Source organism: Leeuwenhoekiella aestuarii (assembly GCF_004104055.1).
GTDB lineage: Bacteria > Bacteroidota > Bacteroidia > Flavobacteriales > Flavobacteriaceae > Leeuwenhoekiella > Leeuwenhoekiella aestuarii.
Map to the genome: position 1 here is coordinate 134,330 of NZ_QOVJ01000006.1, position 11,367 is coordinate 145,696.

At 38.9% G+C, this 11,367-nt stretch carries 13 protein-coding genes; 6 read left to right on the forward strand and 7 right to left on the reverse strand.

Going from position 1 to position 11,367, the window contains the following annotated elements; genetic code table 11:
* Nucleotides 1-164 precede the first annotated feature (164 nt).
* Nucleotides 165-1,235, forward strand: coding sequence for a putative type IX sorting system protein PorV2 (locus DSM03_RS14675; RefSeq protein WP_128763298.1), 1,071 nt, complete (start codon nucleotides 165-167; stop codon nucleotides 1,233-1,235).
* Between the two features lie 75 nt (nucleotides 1,236-1,310).
* Here the strand turns inward: DSM03_RS14675 and mnmC2 are convergent, their stop codons facing one another.
* Entirely contained in the window at nucleotides 1,311-1,991 is a 681-nt protein-coding gene (mnmC2, locus tag DSM03_RS14680; protein ID WP_128762503.1) for a tRNA (5-methylaminomethyl-2-thiouridine)(34)-methyltransferase MnmC2, read from the reverse strand.
* A 1-nt stretch (nucleotide 1,992) separates the two neighbouring features.
* A complete protein-coding gene (locus tag DSM03_RS14685) occupies nucleotides 1,993-2,505 on the reverse strand; it encodes a DUF4920 domain-containing protein (protein ID WP_128762504.1) in 513 nt (170 codons plus the stop codon).
* A 104-nt stretch (nucleotides 2,506-2,609) separates the two neighbouring features.
* On the opposite strand from DSM03_RS14685, the gene DSM03_RS14690 reads away from it, so the two are divergent.
* The 3 genes from DSM03_RS14690 to DSM03_RS19275 all read left to right on the forward strand — a co-directional run bounded on the left by DSM03_RS14690 (nucleotide 2,610) and on the right by DSM03_RS19275 (nucleotide 5,126).
* Nucleotides 2,610-3,680 carry a branched-chain amino acid aminotransferase gene (locus DSM03_RS14690; protein WP_128762505.1) on the forward strand — a complete coding sequence of 357 codons (1,071 nt, stop codon included), beginning with the start codon at nucleotides 2,610-2,612 and terminating at the stop codon, nucleotides 3,678-3,680.
* A gap of 177 nt (nucleotides 3,681-3,857) precedes the next feature.
* On the forward strand, nucleotides 3,858-4,790 hold the full coding sequence (locus tag DSM03_RS14695; RefSeq protein ID WP_128762506.1) for a peptidylprolyl isomerase: 933 nt from the start codon (nucleotides 3,858-3,860) through the stop codon (nucleotides 4,788-4,790).
* A 147-nt stretch (nucleotides 4,791-4,937) separates the two neighbouring features.
* Nucleotides 4,938-5,126, forward strand: coding sequence for a 30S ribosomal protein THX (locus tag DSM03_RS19275; RefSeq protein WP_128762507.1), 189 nt, complete (start codon nucleotides 4,938-4,940; stop codon nucleotides 5,124-5,126).
* A gap of 4 nt (nucleotides 5,127-5,130) precedes the next feature.
* On the opposite strand, the gene yaaA is transcribed toward DSM03_RS19275, so the two are convergent.
* From yaaA to DSM03_RS14725, 5 genes are all read right to left on the reverse strand, one after another.
* Complete coding sequence (gene yaaA, locus DSM03_RS14705; protein WP_128762508.1) at nucleotides 5,131-5,895, reverse strand: peroxide stress protein YaaA; 765 nt, start codon at nucleotides 5,893-5,895, stop codon at nucleotides 5,131-5,133.
* A 100-nt stretch (nucleotides 5,896-5,995) separates the two neighbouring features.
* Nucleotides 5,996-6,691, reverse strand: coding sequence for an ABC transporter ATP-binding protein (locus DSM03_RS14710; protein ID WP_128762509.1), 696 nt, complete (start codon nucleotides 6,689-6,691; stop codon nucleotides 5,996-5,998).
* Nucleotides 6,692-6,775: 84 nt separating this feature from the next.
* Complete coding sequence (locus DSM03_RS14715) at nucleotides 6,776-7,546, reverse strand: O-methyltransferase (protein WP_128762510.1); 771 nt, start codon at nucleotides 7,544-7,546, stop codon at nucleotides 6,776-6,778.
* Nucleotides 7,547-7,552: 6 nt separating this feature from the next.
* Entirely contained in the window at nucleotides 7,553-9,427 is a 1,875-nt protein-coding gene (locus DSM03_RS14720; RefSeq protein ID WP_128762560.1) for an ABC-F family ATP-binding cassette domain-containing protein, read from the reverse strand.
* A 61-nt stretch (nucleotides 9,428-9,488) separates the two neighbouring features.
* Nucleotides 9,489-9,875 carry a pyrophosphohydrolase domain-containing protein gene (locus tag DSM03_RS14725; RefSeq protein WP_128762511.1) on the reverse strand — a complete coding sequence of 129 codons (387 nt, stop codon included), beginning with the start codon at nucleotides 9,873-9,875 and terminating at the stop codon, nucleotides 9,489-9,491.
* Nucleotides 9,876-9,923: 48 nt separating this feature from the next.
* On the opposite strand from DSM03_RS14725, the gene DSM03_RS14730 reads away from it, so the two are divergent.
* Together DSM03_RS14730 and DSM03_RS14735 are read left to right on the forward strand one after the other, a co-directional pair.
* Entirely contained in the window at nucleotides 9,924-10,112 is a 189-nt protein-coding gene (locus tag DSM03_RS14730) for a hypothetical protein (RefSeq protein ID WP_128762512.1), read from the forward strand.
* 81 nt (nucleotides 10,113-10,193) lie between these two features.
* Nucleotides 10,194-11,249 carry an SRPBCC family protein gene (locus tag DSM03_RS14735; protein ID WP_128762513.1) on the forward strand — a complete coding sequence of 352 codons (1,056 nt, stop codon included), beginning with the start codon at nucleotides 10,194-10,196 and terminating at the stop codon, nucleotides 11,247-11,249.
* Nucleotides 11,250-11,367: the final 118 nt, after the last annotated feature.

The following is an 11,367-nucleotide window of genomic DNA, read 5'->3' on the forward strand; positions in this document are numbered from 1 at the left end:
CAAGACTTGTGCTTGGGGATAAAAATAGCGAAAAACATGTGGCCAAAAGCAACCTTGGCAATCTCCTAACGTTTTAAACAGAAAACCGACACTGCTCCCTGCTCTAAAAATAAAGTTTAAATTCTCAAGGTATTTAATCAACTTTACCCCAAAAACTTAACCGGTTGACACGAGTTCTACTTTTACTATTTTTATCGCTAAGCGTTACAACCGTAACAGCACAAGCTGTGCGTAAATATTCTAATGAATTTTTGAATATTGGGGTTGACGCCGCTTCTTTAGCAATGGGTAATGCTGTAGTTGCAAGTACTAATGACGTGAATAGCGGCTACTGGAATCCTGCCGGACTCGTAAACCTGGAGGACAATCAACTTGCTCTTATGCACGCGAGTTATTTTGCCAATATTGCGCTTTACGATTATGCAGGTTTTGCAAAACCGCTAGACGACCGCAGTACGCTGGGTGTTTCGCTTATTCGTTTTGGAGTTGATGATATTTTAAATACAACCCAATTAATTGATGCTGACGGAAACATAGATTACAATCGCATCAGCCTTTTTTCTACTGCAGATTATGCATTTACAGTTTCATATGCCAGAGAATTGCCAGTGCAAGGCTTAAATATTGGGGCTAATGCAAAAATTATACGCAGAATCATCGGTGATTTTGCTTCGAGTTGGGGTTTTGGGATTGACTTTGGAATTCAATATTCGAGTGGAAACTGGAATTTTGGTTTGATGGCGCGAGATATTACAACCTCTGTAAATACATGGGCAATTGACGAAGAAGCCTTTGCTACCATACGGGATGCTGTTGCAGGACAAAACCAAGAACTGCCCGAGACCTTAGAAATAACCATCCCAAAACTACAACTAGGCGTTTCCCGCAACTGGGAAATTCATTATGATTATACGATAAAAGCTGAAGTTGATTTGCTGATGCGTTTTACCCAAACCAATGACATTTTCTCAAGTGCTTCTGTAAGCGCTACACCAGCAGCCGGATTTGAATTTGGGTATACCGGAATCGTCTTTTTAAGAGCCGGCGTTGGGAACTTTCAGGAAATCACGCAACTGGACGGAAGCAACCGAATCGGTTTTCAACCCAATATTGGTGTAGGCTTTCAATACAAAGGCATCCACATCGATTATGCCCTTACCGATATTGGTGATCAAAGTGCTGCAATCTACTCTAATATTTTCTCATTAAAATTAGATTGGGAATTGTTTCGATAGACTCGGTTTAATCTTTAAATACATTTCGACTGCGCTCAATGTGACAGCGAACTCAGAATAAGAAATCTGTAACTTTTAATTCGCTTTTGTAGCTCTAAGCATTTCTCGTTTTCCGGGTGGACCGGGTAAACGTTCTACAGCAAAACCTACGGCCTGCATGGCACGACGCACACTGCCTTTAGCCGCATAGGTTACTAAAACTCCGTTTGCTTTTAAGGCCGCATACATCTTCTCAAAAATAGATTCGCCCCAAAGCTCGGGTTGAACACGAGCCCCAAAAGCATCAAAGTAAATCAGATTATGCTGATCCTTATCGGTAATCGTTTCAAAAATTTGCTGGCGTTTTTTTAGCTGAAATTTTTTAGTGATTGTAGCAGCAACCTCCCAATCGGTTTGATGCATGCTGTTAAATACATCTTCGTAATTTTTAGCTTCTATAGCTTCCAGATAATTGAGTTGCTCTATTTCTTCCATAGAAACAGGATAAGCTTCGACTCCTTCATAGCTTATAACAAGTTGTTTGTTTTCAGCATGAATTAACGTAAGTAAGGCATTCAAACCCGTACCAAAACCTATTTCCAGAATATCAAGCTGAGAAGCTTCAGGATGCTTTTCGAGAAAAAAATCAAATCCCATTTTAAGAAATACGTGCCTCGCTTCCTGCACCGCGCCGTGCATAGAATGGTATTGCTCATTCCACTCAACTAACTGTATGGTAGTTGAACCGTCACCTGTTCTTACGATTTTGCGCTCCAAATTACTCTTCGATTTTAACGCCACTTGCCGTAAAACCTAGCGTCTTTTTAGGAAGTGTAATCGCTGCTATTTCAGCTTCACTTTTACCTCCGTCTTCAGCATAATGCTGCTGTTCTTCTACAGAAGTCTCACTGATAAAAGCTTCGCCATGAACTACAACCTTTTTCTCACTTAGATCTTTTGGCACAAAAAAACCATAATCTTTAAATTTAACCATCACAGGATCCGCAGCTCCAACATCTACGGTCATCCAGCAGCCTTTTGCCTGACACACTTCTTCTACCGAACCTTCAAAAGTGACGTTAACAGTATCTCCCACTTTAAGATTCTTGTAGATATCACCTAATTCAAAAGCAGTAAGTGTTGTTTCATTTTTGAAGTCATCTCCAAAAACATTCAATGCAGAAGCGGTAGGTACTTCAGAAATAGTCGCAACCTCCTCCTGTTGCGAACCTGTTTCTTTACAGGAGATTATACTCAATCCTAATAGTGTTAAAATAAAAAACTGTTTCATAACGCTTAATTTTATAAATATCAGAGCAGCTTGTAAATTTAATCAATTCTTGAGGTTACATACTTTGAGAAAATGATAAATTTGTACCCATAAATTAGATAAAAATGACAGATACATTAAAAGTAACCAAGATTAGCAAATCTAAGATCGACCAGGTTGATTTTAGCAACCTTGCTTTTGGTACCGTCTTTACAGATCATATGTTTGTTTGTGAGTATAAAAACGGAGCTTGGCAAACTCCAGAAATTCTTCCTTATGGTCCGCTACAAATGGATCCTTCTGCTAAGGTCTTTCATTATGGTCAGGCTGTTTTTGAAGGAATGAAGGCTTACAAAGATGATAACGGAGACGTTTTTATGTTTCGCCCTGAAGAAAACTTCAACCGTATCAACAAATCAAGTGAGCGTCTTGCAATGCCTGCTTTTGACAAAGCGTATTTTTTTGATGGTCTAAACACACTTTTGAATCTTGACAAAGACTGGATCAAACCGGGAGAAAGCAACTCGCTTTACATTCGCCCGTTTGTGATTGCTACAGAGAATGGTGTTTCTGCCTCTCCTGCTACCGAATACAAATTCATCATCATTTGTGCACCTGCTCAGGCGTATTACAGCGGTGAAGTGCGCGTACTATTTGCAGACCATTACAGCCGTTCTGCTGACGGTGGTGTAGGTTTTGCTAAAGCTGCTGGTAACTATGCTGCACAATTTTATCCCACTGAACTTGCAAAAGAAAAAGGATACAATCAAGTGGTATGGACAGATGCCAACACGCACGAATACCTTGAAGAAGCCGGAACGATGAACGTATTCTTTAGAGTTAACGACACCTTGTTAACTGCTCCTACTAACGATCGTATTCTTGACGGAATTACCCGTAAAAGTTTGATCGAATTAGCAAAAAGTCAAGGGATCAACGTGGAAGTACGCCCGGTAAGAGTTTCAGAAATTGTAGAAGCTGCAGAAAACGGTTCTTTAAAAGAAATGTTTGGCGCAGGTACTGCCGCTGTAATCTCTCCTATTTCTGGGTTTACACATAAGGATAAACAATTTGACCTTCCTAAGCCGGAAGATGCTTATTCAACAAAACTTAAAAAACAATTAACCGAGTTACAGGCTAATCGCGCTGAAGATCCTTTTGGATGGCGTTATGAAGTACCTGTATTAGAGGTGTAATTTTAAACTATTTCGAGGCAAGTTTCGGGATATAAAGCCCTTCGGCCGTGCCCAATATAACAAAAGCATCTTGCATTAATTTGCAAGATGCTTTTTTAGTTTTCAGCAAGTCTGCTTCAGGGTTTTGTGTTTGTATTCTTTAGGCGTATTTTTGCACCTCATTTTTAAACCGAAGACATGCAAGACGGAATATATGCTAAGTTTCACACCTCAAAAGGTGAAATATTAGTAAAACTAGAACACGAGAAAACACCTGGAACGGTAGGTAACTTTGTTGCTTTAGCCGAAGGGAATCTTGAAAATTCAGCTAAAAAACAAGGAACACCTTATTACGACGGATTGAAATTTCACCGTGTGATTCCAGACTTTATGATTCAAGGTGGTTGCCCACAAGGCACCGGTACCGGAAACCCAGGATATCAGTTTGACGATGAGTTTGACGATAGCTTAAAGCATGATGCTCCAGGAAAACTTTCTATGGCAAACGCCGGTCCGGGAACAAACGGAAGTCAGTTTTTTATTACCCACACCGCTACGCCTTGGTTAGATGGTAAGCATACCGTTTTTGGAAGCGTAATTGAAGGGCAGGATATCGTTGATGCAATCGCACAGGGAGATCAGATTGAGACCCTTAAAATCATTCGTGAAGGAGAGGAAGCACAAAACTTTAATGCGGTTGAAGCTTTTAGAACTTTTGAAGGTGCTCGTGAAAAACGCATTGCAGAAGAGCGTGCAAAAAAGGCAGAAGCTCTTAACAAACTAAGCGAAGGTTTTAAAGAAACTAAAAGCGGATTGCGCTACCAGATCATTCAAGAAGGTAACGGTAAAAAAGCAGAAACCGGCAAAACAGTTTCCGTACACTACAAAGGTCAGTTAGCTGACGGTACCGTTTTTGACTCTTCTTATAAAAGAAACCAGCCTTTAGATTTTCAGGTAGGTGTAGGTCAGGTAATCGCGGGTTGGGATGAAGGTATTGGCCTATTAAAAGTGGGTGACAAAGCGCGCTTTGTAATCCCTTCTGATTTAGGATACGGAAGTCGCGGTGCAGGCGGTGTGATTCCACCAGATGCGATTCTTGTATTTGATGTAGAATTAATGGATGTAAAATAAGGTTACACAAACCTATTGAAATACTAAAGCCACCTCTTCAGGTGGCTTTTTCTTATTTAGTATGTCTTCACTTTTAAACACTTAAGAGATTTGGTCGTCCGTATTCAATTTCTTATTTTAAAAAGACAACCAATAAAACAAAAAATTATGGGAAAAGGAGATCAAAAAACCAAACGCGGAAAAATACATCGAGGTACTTACGGTAAGTTAAGATCTCGAAAAAATAAGAAAAGAGCCGCGACAACAGCTGATGTACCAACTAAGCAAACTGCTACCAAAACAAAAGAGGCCGGAAAAACGACCTCTGATAAAAGTTTAGCTGATAAAAAACCTTAATAGTTTAACGAACAAATACAAGTTCGTTTTTATCTAAATCAGAGTATTGCTCACTGAAGCCGTACCCGTCATAATCAAAGCCCTTGAGTTCTTCTATGGTCTTTACATCCTTATCTATAATGTATCGCACCATAGAACCTCGGGCTTTTTTAGCATAAAAAGAGATTATTTTAAGCTTTCCGTTTTTATAGTCTTTAAAAACCGGAGTAATTACAGGAACTTTTAATTGTTCAGGTTTAACCGATTTAAAATATTCGTTACTCGCTAGATTTAAAAACAACTCATCGTCTTTAAGCTCTGCATTTAAAGCTTCAGTAATCTTATCGTCCCAGAATTCATAAAGATCCTCTGTTCGACCCGATTTCAATTTCGTTCCCATTTCCAGGCGATAAGCTTGCATCAAGTCAAAGGGTTTTAAAACTCCGTACAAACCGGAAAGGATGCGCAGCGTATCTTCAAGCTTATCTAACTTTTCTGTCGGAATAGTGTAAGCGTCTAACCCCGTGTACACATCACCATTAAAAGCATAAACTGCTGGACGTGCATTTTCTTTTGTAAAGGGAGTAGAGAATTCTTTATAACGCTGATAATTGAGATCAGCCAATTTATCACTGATACTCATCAGCTCAGCAATCTCAGCTTTAGTCTTGCGCTCTAATTTTTTGTTTAACGTATCAGCCTCCTCTAAAAATTGAGGCTGTGTACTACGTGTAGTAGGTAATTTTGATTCAAAATCAAGTGATTTTGCCGGGGAAACTACTGCTTTCATTATAAATTTCTTTTACCCAAAAATAAGCATTACAGCGCTGTTGAATCTGTTCTTTTAATAAGTTTTAGGAATAGTGCAATAGATAATTGGGCAGTAAAAACTAAACTCCAACAACTTTACGTTCATCACTTTCTATAAGTCCGTCACGCAGGCGAATCACACGATGTGCATGATCGGCAATATCTTCCTCATGCGTTACTAAGATCACGGTGTTTCCGGCAGCGTGAATGGCATCAAAAAGACTCATGATTTCTACCGAAGTCTTAGAGTCTAAGTTTCCGGTAGGTTCATCAGCAAGTATTATAGAGGGTTTATTAACCAAAGCGCGCCCTACAGCTACACGCTGACGCTGCCCCCCTGAAAGTTGATTGGGCTTATGATCCATACGATCTGCAAGACCTACATCCTGCAACACTTCTTGTGCTCTGGCGTGACGCTCCGGTTTAGAATACCCGGCATACACCATGGGCAAGGCTACATTATCTAATGCAGTCGTTCGCGGCAATAAATTAAAGGTCTGAAAAACAAAGCCGATTTCTTTATTACGCACCTCTGCAAGTTCGTCATCGGTCATTGAGCTTACATCACGAGAATTTAAAATATAAGTACCCGAAGTAGGTGTATCTAAGCAACCCAAAAGGTTCATCAACGTAGACTTACCAGAACCCGAAGGCCCCATAATCGCTACATACTCCCCTTTATCAATCTGTAAATCTATCCCTTTTAAAACGTGTACAATTTCATTTCCAAGCGGGAAATCACGCTTAATATTTGTAATATCAATAAGGCTGCTCATAAACTGATCTCTAATTTAAATCAACACTAAAAGATAGTTGATTTTGAACAATGAGTAGCCAAAATACAGTTTGAGTTACATTTTTTAGAGCCTAATTTTAAAATGCTCCTTAGCTTGCTCTTGCCTAAAGAATACAAAACCCAACCAAAAACAATCTACCGTTACCTGCACCTGAGGATGCTGTTTAATCGTTTCCCAAGCCTCAGTCATAGAGGCAGACCAATATATATCATCAAAAACCCATACAGAATCATTTTGAGCAGTTGGTAATAGCTGTTCAAAATACTCCAAAGTTGCCATTTTACTGTGATTTCCGTCAAAATAAATTAGATCATATTCGTTTTGCTCTACCTGTAAAAGGGTTTCCCTAAAATCACCCTTGATAATTTCAACATTTGAAATATGAGATTGAACCAAGTGTTTTCGAGCTATTTCAGAAGTCTCAGGACAACCTTCTAAAGTAGTCAGCTTTCCCGTTTTAGAAAGCGCTAAGGCTGATGTGGCTAGTCCTAGCGACGTACCTATCTCTAAAATGGACTTCGGTTTAAAATAAGAAACTACCCGATAGAGCAATTGCATTCTTTTAAAGCTTGCTCCGGCGAATTGTGCAATGGCTTTAACCTTACGCTTATTGGATTTAAAAACTCGTGAACCTGCCCCAAAATCAGTCACCTCAATAACCTCATCACTCTTCAGTAATTCATTACGGTAATTTTGCAGAGGTTTATAATCCGTATATTTTTTACGATCGTAAAGACATTTTGTAACAAAAGAAAAAATAAAAGGTGAGTGAACACCATGCTGATTAGTAGCTGTTTTTAAGAACTTAAGATATTCTTTGATCAAATACCACATGGGTAATTAGCCTTCCTGTTTAGCACTCAGCTCAAACCAGCGTTCTGTGAATTCGTCTATTTTATCTTGAATCTCCTGAAGTTCAATAGAGCGTTTATTGATCTCTTCCCCAGACAAATCCGGATTTAAAAACTCGGCTTCCTTTTGTTCTTTTTGCTTTTCCATTTTAGCAATGTCACGCTCCAAACGGTTGTATTCTTTCTGCTCATTATAAGACAACGAACTCGCAGCGGTTTTCCAATTTTCTTTATTAGTTTCCTTTTCTATGCTCGGTTTAGGGTCTTCGTCCTGAACAACAGCCGGTCCGGAATCATAAGCTCTAAAATCAGAATAATTTCCTGGGAAATCTTCTACAACTCCCTGACCTCTAAACACAAACAAGTGATCTACGATCTTATCCATAAAGTAACGGTCGTGAGAAACCACAATCAAACAGCCTGGGTAATCGAGCAGAAAACTCTCCAGAACATTTAACGTCACAATATCCAGATCGTTAGTCGGTTCATCCAGAATTAAAAAGTTAGGATTCTGAATCAACACCGTACATAAATACAAACGCTTGCGCTCTCCCCCACTTAGCTTCTCGACAAAGTCATATTGTTTTTTTCGATCAAAAAGAAAACGCTCTAAAAGCTGACCTGCGGAAATCTGACGCCCTTTTTTCAATGGAATATAATCTCCAAATTCCTTGATGACTTCAATTACCTTTTGCCCGGGTTTGATCTGAATACCTTTCTGAGTATAATATCCAAATTGAATGGTTTCTCCAATCACAAGCTTTCCGGAATCCGGCGGCATTTTTTCTGTTAGGATATTGAGAAAGGTAGATTTACCTGTACCGTTTTTACCGATGATCCCAATACGGTCTGCACGCTGAAAATTATAATCAAATTTATCAAGAATCACGCGATCTTTAAACGACTTTGAAACCTTATGAAGCTCAACTATTTTACTCCCCAGACGTTCCATATTCAACTCTAGCTGAACCTCATGATCATTACGTCGTTTTGAAGCACGGTCTTTGATCTCAGCAAAATCGTCTATTCTTGATTTTGACTTGGTGGTACGTGCTTTAGGCTGGCGACGCATCCACTCTAATTCTTTTTTAAAAAGCTGCTTTGCTTTACCGGTTTCGGTCTCTTCGTTGGCAATTCGCGCATCTCTTTTCTCCAGGTAATATGCATAATTACCTTTATAACTGTATAGTTTTCCTTCTTCCAGCTCTATAATTTCGTTACAGACACGTTCTAAAAAATAGCGATCGTGTGTAACCATAAATAAGGTGAAATTCTCTTTAGCAAAAAACTGCTCTAACCACTCGATCATTTCAAGGTCAAGATGGTTAGTGGGCTCATCAAGAATCAACAGGTCGGGTTTGCTCAGCAACATATTAGCAAGTGCCAAACGCTTTTTCTGACCACCGCTTAGTTTTTCAACTTTACGATCAAGATCATCAAGTTTCAGCTGAAATAGTATTTGCTTATACTGCGTCTCGAAATCCCACGCCTGAAATGCTTCCATCTGATCAAAAGCCTTCTGATACGCATCACCGTCACCCATATTCTCGAGCGCATGCTCATAAGCTGCAATGACTTTGAGTATCTCATTATCGCTGTCAAAAATGGTTTCTTCAACGGTAAGATTAGGATCTAAGTCGGGCTCCTGTGGGAGAAAAGCTATTTTAATTCCCTTGCGGAAAATCACTTGTCCGCTATCGGGATTTTCGGCACCGGCAAGAATATCAAGCATCGATGTTTTTCCGGTTCCGTTTTTAGCGACCAGCCCTATTTTTTGACCTTCATTAATACCAAAAGATAAATCTTCAAACAGAACCCTTTCGCCGAAGGCTTTAGAAATAGATTCTACAGAAACATAATTAATTGCGCTCATAGGCTGCGAATTTAGCCTTTAAAAACGGAGAAAAAAATCTTATTCTACCAGATTACTTATCAAGAATTTCTTTGATATTGGGTTTAAAATATGAAGGGCCTTTAAGCACTTTACCGTCTTCGCGATAAATGGGTTTACCGTCTGCCCCTAGCTTACTCATATTACTACGTTGAATCTCGTCAAAAACCTCTTCTATTTTATATTGCATCCCATGTTCTAAAATCGTACCGCATAAAATGTATAACATGTCACCCAGGGCATCTGCAACTTCGGTAAGATCATTGTTAGTGGCAGCTTCAAGATACTCTTCATTTTCTTCTTTCATCAGATTGAAGCGCAACAAATTCTTTTGCTCACCTAAATCTGCTTTGGGAGCTTCATTTATCCCAAGGCCAAATGCGTTATGGAATTCGGTTACTGCAGCTAATCGTTTTTTCATCGTATTTTTCTGTATTAAAGACTTAATTTTGAATAAAAATACATTAAAATGTTTACTACGGGTCAGTGGGTTTTTGCAGCAGTTTTCTTTATAGCTTTTGTGATCTTTATCTCAAGAAGTTACCGCAAAGACCGTAAACTTCACAAAAAAGAATATAAAGGATCTTTCTGGATTTTGATAGGCTTTCTCGTTTTTGTAGGGCTTTTATTTTTAATAAAAATCACTCTCAATAAATAATTGAATTCGCGCCAGCTTCTTTATAAGAATTTCTTACGGTATGCATTAAATTGTTAAATTAGCTCTTAAACCTGTTGCTAAATGAAAATATTAAAATACCTATTCTTCCTTTTGCTAATCGTTTTTATAGCAGGCGCTATCTATTTTGCCACAAAAGACGGTAGTTATGAAATTGAAGAATCAAAAATTATTAAAGCTCCTGTGAGCTTAGTTTTTGATAAGGTCAATGAATACAAAACTTGGGAACAATGGGGCCCTTGGAAGGAAGAAGATCCTACAATGGTTTTCAATTATCCTGAAAACACAAGGGGTGAAGGCGCAGGTTATTCCTGGGATGGAAAAGAAACTGACGGCTCTATGAGGACCACATCTGTCATACCTAATCAGCGCATTGAGCAGGATATTACCTTTATAACACCTGGTGGCGAACGCACCGCAAACGTATACTGGCAGTTTGAAGAAGTTGAAGAAGGAACAAAAGTTACCTGGGGAATGCGCGGAGAACATCCATTAATGGATAAGGCCTATTTTACACTTAGCGGCTTTGACTTTGATGCCGAAATGAAAACCATGTATGAAAAAGGGTTGAGCAACTTGTCTGCAAATATTATAGAGGATATGGAAATTTTCTCGATAAGCGACGCTAAAATCACCCAATATAGCGGTGGATTCTATATGTACACCACGACCTCAACGTCTCTTGAAACTGCAGAAAATAAAGTAAAAGAATTGATCCCGCAGGTAAAACGCTTTATGGAAGGTAATAGCATTACCATTTCAGGCAAACCTTTAAGCATTTACAATGCTAAAGATCAAACCAATAATAGTGCGATTATTTCTAGCGGAATACCTACAACCTCTCGTATTGTTGTACCAGAAGACAGTTCTATTTTATGCGGCTTTATGCCTTCTTATACTGTAATAAAAACCACACTAACCGGAGACTTGAAAAACCTAAATGCTGCTTGGAAAAAAGCTGAAGCATTTAGTACTTCAAACAAGTACCAACCAGCAGAAAACAGCAATCCTTTTGAGATTTATGTCATAGGAGCTGAAGACAATCCTAATCCGGCAGAATGGGTTACCGAACTATATTTACCCGTACAGGTAGAACAAATGACGCTCGAAAGCCTTTAAATTATTTTGAAATTTTTAAAAATGTAAAAGCTCGCTTCAAAAGTTTTGTAGTAGTTTTATGCTAAGAAAAATACAATGAAAACCATTTACACATCATATCGCTCGCTAAAGGTCTTTA